The organism is Citrobacter sp. KH_055_1, assembly GCF_057838705.1.
The window spans coordinates 3,525,064-3,540,671 of record NZ_CM174473.1 but is presented as its reverse complement, the minus strand read 5'-3'; the positions used below and the strand labels follow the sequence as shown (position 1 = coordinate 3,540,671).

At 54.0% G+C, this 15,608-nt stretch carries 14 protein-coding genes and 1 other annotated feature; of the genes, 10 read left to right on the top strand and 4 right to left on the bottom strand.

Going from position 1 to position 15,608, the window contains the following annotated elements; translation table 11 throughout:
• Window positions 1-10: 10 nt before the first annotated feature.
• Window positions 11-1,204: a multidrug efflux RND transporter periplasmic adaptor subunit AcrA gene (gene acrA / locus AC3ITF_RS16760; protein WP_096758038.1), complete on the bottom strand. Its 1,194-nt coding sequence runs from the start codon at window positions 1,202-1,204 to the stop codon at window positions 11-13.
• A 141-nt stretch (window positions 1,205-1,345) separates the two neighbouring features.
• Between acrA and acrR the strand changes: the two genes are divergently transcribed.
• Together acrR and mscK are read left to right on the top strand one after the other, a co-directional pair.
• On the top strand, window positions 1,346-1,990 hold the full coding sequence (acrR, locus tag AC3ITF_RS16755) for a multidrug efflux transporter transcriptional repressor AcrR (protein WP_096758037.1): 645 nt from the start codon (window positions 1,346-1,348) through the stop codon (window positions 1,988-1,990).
• Between the two features lie 126 nt (window positions 1,991-2,116).
• A complete protein-coding gene (mscK, locus tag AC3ITF_RS16750) occupies window positions 2,117-5,482 on the top strand; it encodes a mechanosensitive channel MscK (RefSeq protein WP_489175860.1) in 3,366 nt (1,121 codons plus the stop codon).
• 46 nt (window positions 5,483-5,528) lie between these two features.
• Here the strand turns inward: mscK and rsmS are convergent, their stop codons facing one another.
• Window positions 5,529-5,690, bottom strand: coding sequence for a pleiotropic regulatory protein RsmS (gene rsmS, locus AC3ITF_RS16745; protein WP_117342132.1), 162 nt, complete (start codon window positions 5,688-5,690; stop codon window positions 5,529-5,531).
• Window positions 5,691-5,704: 14 nt separating this feature from the next.
• Window positions 5,705-6,232, bottom strand: coding sequence for a primosomal replication protein N'' (gene priC / locus AC3ITF_RS16740; RefSeq protein WP_096758033.1), 528 nt, complete (start codon window positions 6,230-6,232; stop codon window positions 5,705-5,707).
• A gap of 69 nt (window positions 6,233-6,301) precedes the next feature.
• Here priC and AC3ITF_RS16735 point away from each other — a divergent pair, with 69 nt between their 5' ends.
• The 8 genes from AC3ITF_RS16735 to hemH all read left to right on the top strand — a co-directional run bounded on the left by AC3ITF_RS16735 (window position 6,302) and on the right by hemH (window position 14,608).
• Entirely contained in the window at window positions 6,302-6,679 is a 378-nt protein-coding gene (locus AC3ITF_RS16735; protein WP_096759456.1) for a DUF454 family protein, read from the top strand.
• Between the two features lie 194 nt (window positions 6,680-6,873).
• The gene (gene apt, locus AC3ITF_RS16730) at window positions 6,874-7,425 is read left to right on the top strand and encodes an adenine phosphoribosyltransferase (RefSeq protein ID WP_096758032.1); all 552 of its coding nucleotides are present in this window, start codon (window positions 6,874-6,876) and stop codon (window positions 7,423-7,425) included.
• 209 nt (window positions 7,426-7,634) lie between these two features.
• The gene (gene dnaX / locus AC3ITF_RS16725) at window positions 7,635-9,560 is read left to right on the top strand and encodes a DNA polymerase III subunit gamma/tau (protein WP_135912452.1); all 1,926 of its coding nucleotides are present in this window, start codon (window positions 7,635-7,637) and stop codon (window positions 9,558-9,560) included.
• Window positions 8,893-8,957, top strand: a sequence feature (DnaX frameshifting element). (Overlaps the previous gene by 65 nt.)
• 62 nt (window positions 9,561-9,622) lie before the next feature.
• Window positions 9,623-9,952, top strand: a complete 330-nt coding sequence (locus AC3ITF_RS16720) for a YbaB/EbfC family nucleoid-associated protein (protein WP_046276079.1) — start codon at window positions 9,623-9,625, stop codon at window positions 9,950-9,952.
• Window positions 9,952-10,557, top strand: a complete 606-nt coding sequence (gene recR / locus AC3ITF_RS16715; protein ID WP_096758029.1) for a recombination mediator RecR — start codon at window positions 9,952-9,954, stop codon at window positions 10,555-10,557. Before AC3ITF_RS16720 ends, recR begins: the two co-directional genes overlap by 1 nt.
• A gap of 110 nt (window positions 10,558-10,667) precedes the next feature.
• On the top strand, window positions 10,668-12,542 hold the full coding sequence (htpG, locus tag AC3ITF_RS16710; RefSeq protein WP_117342134.1) for a molecular chaperone HtpG: 1,875 nt from the start codon (window positions 10,668-10,670) through the stop codon (window positions 12,540-12,542).
• A gap of 236 nt (window positions 12,543-12,778) precedes the next feature.
• Window positions 12,779-13,423 carry an adenylate kinase gene (adk, locus tag AC3ITF_RS16705; RefSeq protein ID WP_115259192.1) on the top strand — a complete coding sequence of 215 codons (645 nt, stop codon included), beginning with the start codon at window positions 12,779-12,781 and terminating at the stop codon, window positions 13,421-13,423.
• 222 nt (window positions 13,424-13,645) lie between these two features.
• On the top strand, window positions 13,646-14,608 hold the full coding sequence (hemH, locus tag AC3ITF_RS16700) for a ferrochelatase (RefSeq protein ID WP_137400398.1): 963 nt from the start codon (window positions 13,646-13,648) through the stop codon (window positions 14,606-14,608).
• Here hemH and aes read toward each other — a convergent pair.
• Window positions 14,605-15,564: an acetyl esterase gene (gene aes, locus AC3ITF_RS16695; RefSeq protein WP_115259191.1), complete on the bottom strand. Its 960-nt coding sequence runs from the start codon at window positions 15,562-15,564 to the stop codon at window positions 14,605-14,607. The two genes, hemH and aes, sit on opposite strands and share 4 nt — an antisense overlap.
• Window positions 15,565-15,608: the final 44 nt, after the last annotated feature.

The following is a 15,608-nucleotide window of genomic DNA, read 5'->3' as shown; positions in this document are numbered from 1 at the left end:
CCTGTTTAAGTTAAGACTTGGACTGTTCAGGCTGGCTACCGCTTGCGGCTTGCTGGTTGTTATCCGCGGTGACTTCCTGCGCTTTTACCTGCGCGCCTGGACGTACTTTTTGCAGCCCCGTGACAATCACGCGGTCGCCTGGCTTAAGTCCTTCTGTGACCAACCATTTATCGCCAATTGCTTGTGCTGCCACAATCTGGCGGGTTTCCACTTTGTCATCAGCACCGATAACTAACGCGCTGGCTTCACCGCGCGGTGTACGGGTTACGCCTTGCTGCGGAACCAGTATTGCCGTTGGGTTGATCCCTTCTTCCAGACGAGCACGGACGAACATACCCGGTAGTAAGGTGTGATCCGGGTTAGGGAAGATGGCGCGCAGCGTGATAGAACCGGTGGTCTGATCAACTGTCACGTCAGAAAACTCCAGCGTACCGGACTGCGGGAATTTAATGCCGTCGCTGGTCACCAGTTCCACTTTCGCTTTACCGTTCTCTTGCTTCAGCTTGCCGTTCGCCAGCTCTTGTTTCAGTCGCAGGAAATCGTTGCTTGATTGTGTGACGTCGACATAGATCGGATCCAACTGCTGTACGGTTGCCAGCGCGGTCGCCTGACCGTTTTGCACCAGGGCACCTTCCGTAACGGCAGACTTACCAATACGGCCGCTAATTGGCGACGTGACTTTGGTATACGCCAGGTTAATACGCGCCGTTTCTACTGCGGCTTTCGCGGCAATAACGGCAGCATTTGCCTGTTGCGCATCGGCCTTGGCGGTATCGTATTCCTGTTGACTGATGTACTTGGTACCCAACAGTTTCTGATAACGATTCACCGTCAACTGAGCGATATTAGCTGCCGCCTGCGCTTTAGCCAGATCGCCTTTTGCACTTTCATATGCGGCCTGGTAAGTAGCAGGATCAATCTGATAGAGAGACACACCCGCTTCAATGTCACCGCCTTCTGTGAAATTACGCTTCAGGATGATGCCGCTAACCTGAGGGCGAACTTCTGCAATGCGGAAAGCACTGGTGCGACCCGGGAGTTCAGTTGTTATCTGTAGAGGTTCAGCTTTGAGCGTCACAACTCCAACCTCTGGCATCTGCTGGCCCCCTTGTTGGGCCTGTTTGTCGTCACATCCTGTTAGCGCTAAGCTGCCTGAGAGCATCAGAACGACTGCCAGAGGCGTTAACCCTCTGTTTTTGTTCATATGTAAACCTCGAGTGTCCGATTTCAAATTGATCAATGGCTTAAAGCCTATAAACCCATTGCTGCGTTTATATTATCGTCGTGCTATGGTACATACATTCACAAATGTATGTAAATCTAACGCCTGTAAATTCACTAACATATGGCACGAAAAACCAAACAACAAGCGCAGGAAACGCGTCAACACATTCTCGATGTAGCTCTGCGTTTGTTCTCGCAACAAGGGGTCTCTTCCACCTCGCTTGCAGAGATCGCAAAAGCCGCTGGCGTCACGCGTGGTGCAATCTATTGGCATTTCAAAAACAAGTCGGATTTATTCAGTGAAATCTGGGAGCTGGCAAAACCCAATATTGATGAACTAGAGTCTGAGTATCAGGCAAAATTCCCTGACGATCCACTATCAGTATTAAGAGAAATTTTAGTTTACGTTCTTGAAGCTACCGTGACAGAAGAACGCCGGCGTTTGCTGATGGAGATTATATTCCACAAATGCGAGTTTGTCGGGGAAATAGCCTCTGTTCAGTTGGCACAACGTAGCCTGTGTCTTGAAAACTATGATCGCATCGAGCAAACCCTTCGCAACTGTATGAACGCAAAAATGTTGCCGGAGAACCTGAACACGCGTCGTGTGGCGGTGTTACTGCGCAGCTATCTTTCCGGCATTTTAGAAAACTGGTTATTTGCACCAGAGTCTTTTGATCTGAAAAAAGACGCGCGTGAATATGTCGCTGTGCTGCTGGAAATGTGTCTGCTGTGCCCTACGCTTCGTGTGCCTGAGACCTGCTGACCAGAGGGTTTCACTCCAGGAATTTTCCTGGACATTTTCACCCCCGCTATTTTGTCCATCACAGCCGTGATATTCTAGCTGCTTGACTATTTTCGGTCACTTTTCTGGTTAGAAACATTCATCCTCATGACTATGTTGCAGCTTTATAAACGTTCACAGCATCTCATTGCTATTACCATTATTTTCTTCATTCTATTGCTGTCTTGCCAGTCATCAGCATTTGCGCGAGCGCAACAGAATGGCGAACTGCCGACGAAAGCGGATATTCAGAGCCAGCTAGACACGCTGAATAAACAAAAAGACCTTTCTGCGCAGGATAAATTGGTTCAGCAGGATCTCATCGATACCCTCGCCACGCTCGATAAAATTGAACGCGTGAAGGACGAGACCGTTCAACTACGCCAGAAAGTGGCCCAGGCGCCGGAAAAAATGCGCGAGGCGACGGCGGCGTTAAATTCGCTCAGCGATGTCGATAATGACGATGAAACGCGAAAAACACTGAGCGCGCTCTCTCTGCGACAACTCGAGTCGCGCGTCGCCCAGGTGCTGGATGACCTGCAAAGCGCGCAAAACGATCTGGCCGCTTATAACAGCCAACTGGTCTCGTTGCAGACGCAGCCTGAGCGCGTGCAAAACGCGATGTACACCGCCTCGCAGCAAATGCAGCAAATCCGCAATCGCCTGGATGGAACCAGCGTTGGCGAGGCGGCATTACGCCCCAGCCAGCAGGTGCTGCTTCAGGCGCAGCAGGCGTTGCTGAATGCGCAAATCGACCAGCAGCGTAAAAGCCTGGAGGGCAACACGGTTTTGCAGGATACCCTGCAAAAACAACGGGATTACGTGACGTCCAACACCAACAGGCTCGAACATCAGCTCCAGTTGCTGCAGGAAGCGGTGAACAGCAAACGTCTGACGTTAACCGAAAAAACCGCGCAGGAAGCAGTGACGCCAGATGAAGCGGATCGTATCCAGACCAATCCGTTGGTAAAACAGGAACTGGATATTAACCATCAGCTTAGCCAGCGCCTGATTTCCGCCACGGAAAACGGCAACTCACTGATGCAGCAAAACATTAAAGTCAAAAACTGGCTTGATCGTGCGCTGCAATCGGAACGCAATATTAAAGAACAAATCGCTGTGCTGAAGGGCAGTCTGCTGCTATCGCGCATTCTGTATCAGCAGCAGCAAACGCTGCCGTCGGCAGACGAGCTTGCTGATATGACTAACCGCATTGCCGATCTGCGTCTGGAGCAATTTGAAGTCAACCAGCAGCGTGATGCGCTGTTCCAGAATGATACCTTCGTTGCCAAACTGGAAGAAGGGCACAGCAATGAAGTGAACGGCGAAGTTCATGATGCGCTGCTGCAGGTTGTGGATATGCGCCGTGAACTGCTGGACCAGCTGAATAAGCAGTTGGGAAATCAGCTGATGATGGCGATTAACCTGCAGATCAACCAGCAGCAGTTAATGAGCGTGTCGAAGAACCTCAAGAGCATCCTCACTCAGCAAATTTTCTGGGTTAACAGCAACCGCCCAATGGACTGGGATTGGGTGAAATCCTTCCCGCAAACGCTCAAAGACCAGTTTAAGTCGATGAAAATCACCGTGAACTGGGAAAAAGCCTGGCCGGCGGTGTTTATCGCATTCCTGGCCGGTTTGCCGCTGCTGTTGGTAGCCGGGCTTATCCGCTGGCGCCTGAAGTGGCTGAAAGCGTACCAGGCGAAACTCGCCGCCGCGGTGGGTAACTTGCGCAATGACAGCCAGCTCAACACACCTAAAGCGATACTGATCGATCTGATTCGCGCATTGCCCGCATGCCTGATTATCCTTGCCGTGGGCTTGATTCTGCTGACTATGCAACTGAACGTCAGCGATCTGCTATGGGCATTTAGCAAGAAAATGGCCGTCTTCTGGCTGGTGTTTGGCCTGTGCTGGAAGGTGCTGGAAAAAGACGGCGTGGCGATCCGCCACTTCGGCATGCCCGCGAAACAGACCAGCCACTGGCGTCGCCAGATCGTGCGTATTAGCCTGGCACTGCTGCCGCTGAATTTCTGGTCGGTGGTCGCTGAGCTTTCGCCTCTCAATCTGATGGATGATGTGCTTGGGCAGATTGTTATTTTCTTTAACTTGCTACTTATTGCCTTCCTGGTATGGCCAATGTGTCGTGAGAGCTGGCGTGATAAGGAATCGCACGGTCTGCGCCTGGTGACGATAACCGTATTGTCGATTATTCCGATCGCGCTAATGGTGCTGACGGCGACCGGTTATTTCTATACCACGCTGCGTTTATCCGGTCGCTGGATTGAGACTGTGTATCTGGTGATCATCTGGAACCTGCTGTACCAGACGGTGCTGCGCGGATTGAGCGTTGCGGCGCGCCGAATTGCCTGGCGTCGTGCACTTGCCCGTCGTGAGAACCTGGTGAAAGAAGGGGCCGAAGGCGCTGAGCCGCAGGAAGAACCTACCATTGCGCTGGAGCAGGTCAACCAGCAAACGCTGCGTATTACCATGCTGCTGATGGTGGCCCTGTTTGGCGTGCTGTTCTGGGCTATATGGTCCGATCTGATCACCGTGTTCAGCTATCTCGACAGTATCACGCTCTGGCATTACAACGGCACAGAAGCCGGTGCCGCGGTGGTGAAAGATGTCACTATGGGCAGCCTGCTGTTTGCGATTATTGCCTCAATGGTGGCTTGGGCGCTGATCCGCAACTTACCGGGTCTGCTGGAAGTGTTGGTGCTGTCGCGCCTGAAAATGCGCCAGGGCGCATCGTATGCGATCACCACAATCCTCAACTACGCGATCATTGCTATCGGTGCGATGACGGTCTTCGGGTCGCTCGGCGTATCGTGGGATAAATTGCAGTGGCTGGCCGCGGCTCTGTCGGTCGGTCTCGGTTTTGGCTTACAGGAAATCTTCGGTAACTTTGTCTCGGGTCTGATCATTCTGTTCGAACGCCCGGTGCGTATCGGCGATACCGTCACGATTGGCACTTATTCCGGGACAGTCAGTAAGATTCGTATTCGTGCGACCACCATTACCGACTTTGATCGCAAAGAAGTGATCATCCCGAACAAAGCGTTTGTGACCGAGCGACTGATCAACTGGTCGCTTTCAGATACCACCACGCGTCTGGTTATCCGCATTGGGGTCGCTTACGGTTCAGATCTCGATAAAGTGAAGAAAGTGCTGCTGCAGGCGGCAATGGAACACCCGAAAGTGATGCACGATCCTGAGCCAGCCGTGTTCTTCACCGCCTTCGGTGCCAGCACGCTGGATCACGAACTGCGTCTGTATGTCCGTGAACTGCGCGACCGCAGCCACACGGTTGATGAACTTAACCGCGCGGTTGACCGCTTGTGCCGTGAAAACAACATTGATATCGCCTTTAACCAACTCGAAGTGCACCTGCACAACGCCAAAGGGGATACTGTGACTGAAGTTAAGCGCGATATCATCAACGGTGATGATCCGACGCCTTCAGTAGGCTAATAGGAAATGTGATTGCCTGATGGCGCAGCGCCATCAGGCAATCCTGCTACCGTTCTTTTTTGGATGAGGCGAGCTGTTTCGTTTCATAATCCCGCTTAACGATCTCTAGTGCTTTCAGCACGGTTTCAGGCGCAACCTGATTCTCTTCAAGTAAGACAATCAAATCGACGGCCAGTTTGACTTCGTCCGGGGCGCTTTCAAGTGACATACATTCTCCGACGATTAACGGGTGATACGTGCGAGCACGTTTTCTATTCTTTCCAGCGCATGGCGACAGCGTGCCAGACGCGCCTCGAAGGCTTCCACTTCTCGTAGCAGGCGCTGCTGCTCCTCAAAATTAGTTGCCCGAGCCAGTTGAGCCTTACGTTCGCGTGTCATCTCGACCAGTCGGCGCTCATATTCCTGATGTTGAACGCGTTTGCGCTGCCAGCGGGCAAGCCCTGGCGACGCGCTGTCCCATTCTCTGAGCGACCAGGTGGCGGTCTCACGGGAAATGGCTTCCAGTTGAGACGCTAAATGTTCAGCCAGCCAGGCTACCTGGGGACGCTGCTGGTGTTCAACGGCATGGCGTAACGCGCTCAGGTTAGCATCGGCTTCATCCAGGCAGGCCTGTAACCGTGTGCTGCGGGTGCGAAAAAGCTGGCGATCGAAGCGGGCGCTAAGCGTTGCGTGATGCGCAAGAGGGGCGCAACGCTGCCGCAGGCTGTTGAGCTGGCTTTCGAGCGTCTGAAGCAGCAGGGCGGTTTTCACGATAACACTCCGATGAAAATGAGAACCGTTATGCTAAAGTAGCGATTCTCTGTGTTAAGTATTGATATTATGCGACGCATTATTCTAATCATCATTGGCTGGATAGCGGTAGTATTAGGCACACTGGGTGTGGTTTTGCCCCTGTTGCCCACAACACCGTTTATGCTGCTGGCCGCCTGGTGCTTTGCCCGCTCATCGCCGCGTTTTCACGACTGGCTGCTGTACCGTTCATGGTTCGGCGGTTATCTGCGCCACTGGCAGAAACACCGTGCGATGCCGTCAGGGGCAAAGCCGCGCGCCATTGTGTTTATTTTGCTGACGTTTGGCGTTTCGCTGTGGCTGGTTGAGATGATGTGGGTACGCGGACTGCTGTTGGTTATTCTCGCCTGCTTGTTGATTTTTATGTGGCGGATCCCGGTGATTGATGAAGAGCAACAAAAGCACTGAAGCATAATAATCGCTGTTGCAATTGTCTCCCGCAGCCAGTAAATTTGACCGTTTTCGAGCACGGGCGCAGGCGGTCAAAGGTTAAACAGATGTAACCTTTGCTCTTTATATATACACAAAGTCATTCAAGACGCGTCGAGGATGAAGTATATAGTGCGCCGTGAAGTAATACCGTATCAATCAGGCACAAACTTATGACCGCAACTGCACAGCAGCTTGAGTTTCTCAAAGATAGCATCAAAAGCATCAACGACTACCCAAAACCGGGCATTCTTTTCCGCGATGTCACCAGCTTGCTGGAAGACCCGAAAGCTTACGCACTCAGCATTGAACTGCTGGTTGAGCGTTACAAAAATACGGGTATCACGAAAGTTGTCGGCACCGAAGCGCGCGGCTTCCTGTTTGGCGCACCAGTCGCCCTGGGGTTGGGCGTTGGGTTTGTTCCGGTGCGTAAACCCCATAAACTGCCACGCGAAGTGATTGCTGAAAGCTATGAGCTGGAATACGGCACAGATCAGCTGGAAATCCATGTTGATGCTATCAAACCGGGCGACAAAGTTCTGGTTGTAGACGATCTGCTGGCGACCGGCGGAACCATCGAAGCGACCGTGAAGCTGATCCGCCGTCTGGGTGGTGAAGTGACCGATGCGGCGTTCATCATCAATTTGTTCGATCTGGGTGGCGAACAGCGCCTGGAAAAACAAGGGCTGACCTGCTACAGCCTGGTCCCTTTCCCGGGCCACTAAGTCGGACTATCTTTTTTGCCATTTTGGCCCCGGTCAGTGCTCAAAATCCTCACGTACTACGTGTACGCTCCGGTTTCTGTGCGCTGCCCGAAACCAAACTGACTGCAACGATAACGCCCGAATATAACGTGTCAACCTCGCCGTCGCTGCGAGGTTGTGTTAGCATTACTCCCCTGTGAATCCACCCTCCAGCCTTTCAGAGCCTGCCAATGAGTTATCAGGTCTTAGCCCGAAAATGGCGCCCACAAACCTTTGCTGACGTCGTCGGCCAGGAACATGTGCTGACGGCACTGGCTAACGGCTTGTCGTTAGGGCGTATTCATCATGCTTATCTTTTTTCCGGCACCCGTGGTGTCGGTAAAACCTCTATCGCCCGTCTGCTGGCGAAGGGACTCAACTGTGAAACCGGCATTACCGCCACGCCCTGCGGGGTGTGTGACAACTGCCGTGAAATCGAGCAGGGACGTTTTGTCGATCTGATTGAAATTGACGCCGCGTCGCGCACCAAGGTTGAAGATACCCGTGATCTGCTGGATAACGTCCAGTACGCGCCCGCACGTGGACGCTTCAAAGTCTATCTGATCGACGAAGTGCACATGCTGTCGCGCCACAGTTTTAACGCCTTACTGAAAACGCTCGAAGAGCCGCCAGCGCACGTTAAGTTCCTGCTGGCGACTACCGATCCGCAGAAGCTGCCGGTCACTATCCTGTCGCGCTGTCTGCAATTTCATCTTAAAGCGCTGGACGTTGAGCAGATCCGCCATCAGCTTGAGCATATACTCAATGAGGAACACATCGCCCACGAACCGCGTGCACTGCAGCTGCTGTCGCGCGCGGCGGACGGGAGCCTGCGCGATGCGCTAAGCCTGACCGATCAGGCGATTGCCAGTGGCGACGGTCAGGTCTCAACTCAGGCGGTGAGTACCATGCTCGGTACGCTTGACGACGATCAAGCGCTGTCTCTGGTTGAGGCGGTGGTTGCCGGGAATGGCGAACGCGCCATGACGTTGGTTAATGACGCTGCCGCGCGTGGTATTGAATGGGAAGCGCTGCTGGTTGAGATGCTGGCGTTGCTGCACCGGATTGCGATGGTTCAGCTCACGCCTTCCGCGCTCGGTAGCGATATGGCCGCCATTGAACAACGTATGCGCGAACTGGCGCGGACCGTGCCGCCGACCGATATTCAGCTGTATTACCAGACTCTGTTAATTGGACGTAAAGAGCTGCCGTATGCGCCGGACAGGCGTATGGGCGTAGAAATGACGCTGCTGCGGGCGCTGGCTTTTCACCCGCGCGTCCCGCTACCGGAACCCGAAGTCCCTCGCCAGTCGTTTGCACCCGCGGCTCCTACCGCGATCATGGCACCGACACAGGCCCCGGAGCAACAACCTGCGCCTGCGCATCAGGACGTGCCGTTGTCTGAGGCAACCAGCCAGGTGCTGGCTGCGCGTAGTCAGCTGCAGCGTGCTCAGGGAGCGACCAAAGCAAAAAAGAGTGAACCGGCAGCCGCATCCCGCGCGCGGCCGGTGAATAATGCTGCGCTGGAAAGACTGGCGTCGGTGACGGAACGCGTTCAGGCGCGCCCGGCGGCCTCTACGCTGGAGAAGGCACCGGCGAAAAAAGAAGCCTATCGCTGGAAGACGACCAATCCGGTTGCAGAAGTCAAAGAAGTTGTTGCCACGCCAAAGGCGCTGAAAAAAGCGCTGGAACATGAAAAAACACCGGAACTGGCGGCAAAACTGGCGGCGGAAGCCATTGAACGCGACCCGTGGGCCGCGCAGGTCAGTCAGCTTTCATTGCCTAAGCTGGTGGAGCAGGTGGCGCTCAATGCCTGGAAAGAAGAGAATGGCAACGAGGTTCGCCTGCACCTGCGTTCCACGCAGCGGCACCTCAATTCCAGCGGTGCGCAGCAACGACTTGCTGAAGCATTGAGCAGCTTAACGGGCTCAGCGGTTGAATTGACCATCGTTGAAGATGATAATCCTGCGGTGCGCACGCCGCTGGAGTGGCGTCAGGCCATTTATGAAGAAAAACTTGCGCAGGCGCGTGAGTCAATTATTGCGGATAATAACATTCAGACGCTGCGTCGTTTCTTCGATGCGGAGCTGGACGAAGAGAGTATTCGCCCCATTTGATCGTAAGCCATTTTCCATGGTTTTATGGTTGTCATCCCTTAACGTGATTGAGAGAGAAGCCTATGTTTGGTAAAGGCGGTCTGGGTAACCTGATGAAACAGGCCCAGCAGATGCAAGAAAAAATGCAGCAGATGCAGGAAGAAGTGGCCAAGCTGGAAGTGACCGGCGAATCGGGTGCGGGTCTGGTGAAAGTGACCATCAACGGCGCGCATAACTGCCGTCGTGTGGAAATCGACCCAAGCCTGTTGGAAGACGACAAGGACATGCTGGAAGATCTGGTTGCTGCGGCATTCAACGATGCGGCTCGTCGCATTGAAGAGACCCAGAAAGAGAAAATGGCCTCCGTTTCCTCTGGTATGCAGCTGCCGCCTGGCTTTAAGATGCCGTTCTGATGCAAACCAGCCCGCTGTTAACTCAGCTTATGGAAGCACTGCGCTGCCTACCGGGCGTTGGCCCGAAGTCAGCGCAGCGCATGGCGTTCGCGCTACTTCAGCGCGATCGCAGCGGCGGGATGCGTCTGGCGCAGTCGTTAACGAAGGCGATGTCGGAAATCGGCCACTGTGCTGATTGCCGCACCTTCACAGAACAAGAAGTATGCAACATCTGTGCGAATCCGCGTCGCCGGGAAAACGGCCAAATTTGCGTGGTAGAGAGTCCTGCGGACATCTACGCCATTGAGCAAACGGGGCAGTTTTCCGGCCGTTATTTCGTGCTGATGGGACACCTGTCGCCGCTGGATGGCATCGGGCCTGATGATATCGGGCTTGATCGTCTGGAGCAGCGACTGGCGTCTGAGCACATCAATGAAGTGATCCTGGCGACCAACCCGACGGTCGAAGGCGAGGCTACCGCCAACTACATTGCCGAGCTGTGCATGCAATATGACGTTGAAGCCAGCCGTATCGCCCACGGCGTACCGGTTGGCGGTGAGCTGGAAATGGTCGATGGCACCACGCTGTCGCACTCTCTTGCCGGGCGTCATAAGATTAAATTCTGAACAAACGGAAGCCGCGACGGCGGTTTCCGCTTGAAATTATCATTCCCTGTCCCCATTTCACTCTCAACGTGTTTTTACCATTAAAAATGGCATTGTTGAGGTAGATCTACATGAAAGGACAAGAAACTCGTGGTTTTCAGTCAGAAGTAAAACAGCTTCTGCACCTGATGATCCATTCTCTGTATTCCAATAAAGAAATCTTCCTGCGTGAGCTTATCTCTAACGCCTCCGATGCGGCAGACAAGCTGCGTTTCCGTGCGCTGTCTAACCCGGACCTGTATGAAGGTGACGGTGAACTGCGCGTGCGTGTCTCCTTCGATAAAGATAAGCGTACGTTGACCATCGCCGACAACGGCGTGGGGATGAACCGCGATGACGTTATCGATCATCTGGGGACCATTGCTAAATCCGGTACCAAATCTTTCCTCGAATCTATGGGTTCCGATCAGGCGAAAGACAGCCAGTTGATCGGCCAGTTCGGGGTTGGTTTCTATTCTGCATTTATCGTGGCTGACAAAGTCACCGTGCGCACCCGTGCAGCGGGCGACAAGCCGGAGAACGGCGTGTTCTGGGAGTCTGCGGGCGAAGGTGAATACACCGTGGCCGACATTACCAAAGACGATCGCGGCACCGAAATCACCCTGCACCTGCGTGAAGGGGAAGATGAGTTCCTCGATGACTGGCGTGTACGCTCCATCATCAGCAAATATTCTGACCATATCGCCCTGCCGGTAGAGATTGAAAAACAGGAAGAGAAAGACGGTGAAACCGTGGTTTCCTGGGAGAAAATCAACAAGGCGCAGGCGCTGTGGACGCGTAACAAGTCGGAAATCAAAGACGACGAGTACAACGAATTCTACAAGCACATCGCTCATGACTTCACCGACCCGCTGACCTGGAGCCACAACCGTGTGGAAGGTAAGCAGGAGTACACCAGCCTGCTGTACATCCCGTCGCAGGCTCCGTGGGATATGTGGAACCGCGATCACAAGCACGGTCTGAAGCTGTACGTCCAGCGCGTGTTCATCATGGACGACGCCGAGCAGTTCATGCCGAACTACCTGCGTTTTGTGCGCGGTCTGATAGATTCCAACGATCTGCCGCTGAACGTGTCCCGTGAGATCTTGCAGGACAGCACCGTCACCCGTAACCTGCGCAGCGCGCTGACCAAACGCGTACTGCAGATGCTGGAAAAACTGGCGAAAGACGATGCAGAAAAATACCAGACCTTCTGGAAACAGTTTGGCCTGGTCCTGAAAGAAGGTCCGGCGGAAGACCACGCCAACCAGGAAACCATCGCCAAGCTGATGCGCTTTGCTTCTACGCACACCGACTCTTCTGCACAGACCGTGTCGCTGGAAGACTACGTGTCGCGGATGAAAGAAGGACAGGAGAAGATTTACTACATCACCGCTGACAGCTATGCGGCGGCGAAGAGCAGCCCGCACCTGGAACTGCTGCGTAAGAAAGGCATCGAAGTTCTGTTGCTGTCCGATCGCATCGACGAGTGGATGATGAACTACCTGACCGAGTTCGACGGCAAGCCGTTCCAGTCCGTTGCTAAAGCTGACGAGTCTATCGACAAACTGGCGGATGAAGTCGACGAATCGGCAAAAGAAGCTGAAAAAGCGCTGACCCCGTTCGTTGAGCGCGTGAAAAACCTGCTGGGCGATCGCGTGAAAGAAGTGCGCCTGACGCACCGTCTGACCGACACACCGGCTATCGTAACCACCGATGCGGACGAAATGAGCACGCAAATGGCGAAGCTGTTTGCCGCTGCGGGCCAGGCCGTGCCGGAAGTGAAATACATCTTTGAACTCAACCCGGACCACGTGCTGGTTAAACGCACGGCGGATACCCAGGATGATGAGCAGTTTAAAGAGTGGGTTGAACTGCTGCTGGATCAGGCGCTGTTCGCAGAACGCGGCACGCTGGAAGATCCTAACCAGTTTATCCGTCGCATGAACCAGCTGCTGGTGTCCTGATAGCGGTTGCGTTATGTGATGCCGGATGGCGCTAACGCTTATCCGGCCTACAAAATCTCGTATACCGTAGGCCGGATAAGGTATTTACACCGCTATCCGGCATTTTCTCTTCTTATTTTCAATTTTCCCACCGTTAAACGTTTCAGCGTCAAGCGCCTTTCTTGAGCCAATTGCGTGATGGTGGTATCGTTTAGCGCTTTTTTAAAATATCGACAACCTTTAAGGGGATTTTCGTAATGCGTATCATTCTGCTTGGCGCTCCGGGCGCGGGTAAAGGGACTCAGGCTCAGTTCATCATGGAGAAATATGGTATTCCGCAAATCTCCACCGGTGATATGCTGCGTGCTGCCGTGAAATCTGGCTCCGAGCTGGGCAAACAAGCGAAAGACATCATGGACGCCGGTAAACTGGTGACCGATGAGCTGGTGATCGCGCTGGTCAAAGAGCGTATTACACAGGAAGACTGCCGTAATGGTTTCCTGCTGGACGGCTTCCCACGTACTATTCCGCAGGCTGACGCCATGAAAGAAGCGGGTATCGTTGTGGATTACGTTCTGGAATTCGCGGTACCGGACGAACTGATCGTTGACCGTATTGTTGGTCGTCGCGTTCACGCGGCATCTGGCCGTGTTTATCACATCAAATTCAACCCACCTAAAGTTGAAGGCAAAGACGATGTGACCGGCGATGAACTGACCACCCGTAAAGATGACCAGGAAGAGACCGTGCGTAAGCGTCTGGTTGAATACCATCAGATGACTGCCCCGCTGATTGGTTACTACCAGAAAGAAGCGGAAGCGGGTCAAACCAAATACGCGAAAGTTGACGGTACGCAGGCTGTTGCCGCTGTTCGCGCTGACCTGGAAAAAATCCTCGGTTAAGTTTTAGCGTTGTGAACCCCTTATCAGGCCTGCCATTATTTCGTAGGCCTGATAAGCGCAGCGCCATCAGGCAATCGGTGCCGGATAGCGGCGTAAACGCCTTATCCGGCCTACCGGTATCATTAGCGCCATCAGGCATATTCTTACCTCTCGCAGCAATTAGTTCTTCTTCCTCGCTTTTCCGCTACAATTATCAACAATTTGAATCAATACGAGGCGGTAATGCGTCAGACGAAAACCGGTATCCTGCTGGCAAATCTCGGCACCCCCGATGCCCCCACACCCGAAGCAGTTAAACGTTATCTGCGCCAGTTTTTAAGCGACACACGCGTGGTCGATACTCCCCGTCTGCTGTGGTGGCCGCTGCTGCGCGGAGTGATCCTGCCGCTGCGCGCGCCGCGCGTCGCGAAGCTATACCAGTCAGTCTGGATGGATGAAGGCTCGCCGCTGATGGTCTACAGCCGCCGTCAGCAACAGGCGCTGGCAAAATGCCTGCCGGATACGCCGGTTGCGCTGGGGATGAGCTACGGTTCCCCCTCGCTGGAAAGCGCGGTCGACGAACTGCTAGCGAGCGGCGTTGAACACATTGTGGTGTTAACGCTGTATCCGCAATACTCTTGTTCAACGGTGGCCGCGGTGTGGGATGAACTGGCGCGCATTTTAGCGCGCAAGCGTGCGATCCCCGGCGTCTCCTTTATTCGCGATTACGCAGACGACAGCGCGTATATTGATGCGCTGGCCAAAAGCGCCCGTGATGCGTTTGCCCGGCACGGCGAACCCGATTTACTGCTGCTTTCTTACCACGGTATTCCACAGCGCTACGCTGATGAAGGCGATGATTACCCGCAACGCTGTCGCGACACCACGCGGGAGCTGGTGTCGGCGTTAGGGCTGCAGCCGGAAAAGGTGATGATGACCTTCCAGTCACGCTTCGGTCGGGAACCATGGCTGACGCCGTATACCGACGAAACGCTCAAAATGCTGGCGGAAAAAGGAACCCGGCATATCCAGGTCATGTGTCCGGGATTTGCTGCTGATTGCCTTGAAACTCTGGAAGAAATCGCCGAGCAAAACCGAGAAATTTTCCTCGAAGCGGGCGGGCAGAAATACGAATATATTCCGGCGCTGAATGACGCACCGGAACACATCGAAATGATGCTGAAACTGACCGCTGCCTATCGCTAAAGCTGCGCTCTGAAGAAACGCGCGCCATCCCGCAAGGCATCGTCGGCGGTTTTCATCATCCGCGAGTAATGCAGGAAGGCGTGCAGCGTGCCGAGGTACATTTTGTACTGACAGGGCTGCCGATGCGCCTGGAGCGTCTGGAACAGTAAGCGGCTGTCGTCAATCAGCGGGTCAAACTCTGCACTGGCGATAAAACACGGCGGCACATCGCGGGTGAGATCGTTGTTAAATAAACAATAGTACGGCGACTCGCGGTCATCGACGCTGCGCAGATAGGCGTCTTCGTACATCTGCAGATCGTCTCGCGTTAAGCCATCCCATTCTCCGCCCATCAGTCGTCGGCTGATCGAATCCCGTAAACCGTACAGCCCGTACCACAACAGCACGCCCGCGACCTTACCGCAGGCAATTTGCTTATCGCGTAGCCACAGTGCGCTGGCAAGCGCCAGCATGGCGCCTGCGGAATCACCGGCAAAACCGATATTCTCTACGTTCAGCGCATAGTCAGCGGCATGGTGATGAAAGTACTGGCAGGTCGCGACAATTTCTTCGATGGCCTGTGGAAAGCGCGCTTCCGGCGAAAGTGAATAGTCGATGCCAATTACAGTGCAGCGCGTGTAACTCGCCAGCAAGCGCATAATGCGATCGTGCGTATCCAGATTACCGAGAATAAAACCGCCGCCGTGCAAATAGTACAGCGTGGCCTGGCTATGGGGTTGGGGGGAGTAAATCCGCGTCGCCACCGGGCCGCACGCGGTAGAAATGACGCACTCCCGGGTACTCATCTGCGGAGCATCGGCATTCCAGAACTGACGCTCATGCACGTAGTGTTGGCGTTGGGCAACGAAATCATCCGCGGCGGGCCACGGCGGCAGGTCATCGCGATGAAAGTTCACCACGCTTTTCATTTCGTCTGAAATAAGGTCGAGGACGGGGATCTTGTTTTCCGGCTGCATAAAACGCTCCTTGTAAAAGGTGATGTATTGTAGAAATTAACGGC

What these genes read in the sequence shown, in the direction of transcription:
- acrA (WP_096758038.1), bottom strand. Translation starts at nt 1,204, where the DNA reads ATGAACAAAAACAGAGGGTTAACGCCTCTGGCAGTCGTTCTGATGCTC.
- acrR (WP_096758037.1), top strand. Translation starts at nt 1,346, where the DNA reads ATGGCACGAAAAACCAAACAACAAGCGCAGGAAACGCGTCAACACATT.
- mscK (WP_489175860.1), top strand. Translation starts at nt 2,117, where the DNA reads ATGACTATGTTGCAGCTTTATAAACGTTCACAGCATCTCATTGCTATT.
- rsmS (WP_117342132.1), bottom strand. Translation starts at nt 5,690, where the DNA reads ATGTCACTTGAAAGCGCCCCGGACGAAGTCAAACTGGCCGTCGATTTG.
- AC3ITF_RS16735 (WP_096759456.1), top strand. Translation starts at nt 6,302, where the DNA reads ATGCGACGCATTATTCTAATCATCATTGGCTGGATAGCGGTAGTATTA.
- apt (WP_096758032.1), top strand. Translation starts at nt 6,874, where the DNA reads ATGACCGCAACTGCACAGCAGCTTGAGTTTCTCAAAGATAGCATCAAA.
- dnaX (WP_135912452.1), top strand. Translation starts at nt 7,635, where the DNA reads ATGAGTTATCAGGTCTTAGCCCGAAAATGGCGCCCACAAACCTTTGCT.
- AC3ITF_RS16720 (WP_046276079.1), top strand. Translation starts at nt 9,623, where the DNA reads ATGTTTGGTAAAGGCGGTCTGGGTAACCTGATGAAACAGGCCCAGCAG.
- recR (WP_096758029.1), top strand. Translation starts at nt 9,952, where the DNA reads ATGCAAACCAGCCCGCTGTTAACTCAGCTTATGGAAGCACTGCGCTGC.
- htpG (WP_117342134.1), top strand. Translation starts at nt 10,668, where the DNA reads ATGAAAGGACAAGAAACTCGTGGTTTTCAGTCAGAAGTAAAACAGCTT.
- adk (WP_115259192.1), top strand. Translation starts at nt 12,779, where the DNA reads ATGCGTATCATTCTGCTTGGCGCTCCGGGCGCGGGTAAAGGGACTCAG.
- hemH (WP_137400398.1), top strand. Translation starts at nt 13,646, where the DNA reads ATGCGTCAGACGAAAACCGGTATCCTGCTGGCAAATCTCGGCACCCCC.
- aes (WP_115259191.1), bottom strand. Translation starts at nt 15,564, where the DNA reads ATGCAGCCGGAAAACAAGATCCCCGTCCTCGACCTTATTTCAGACGAA.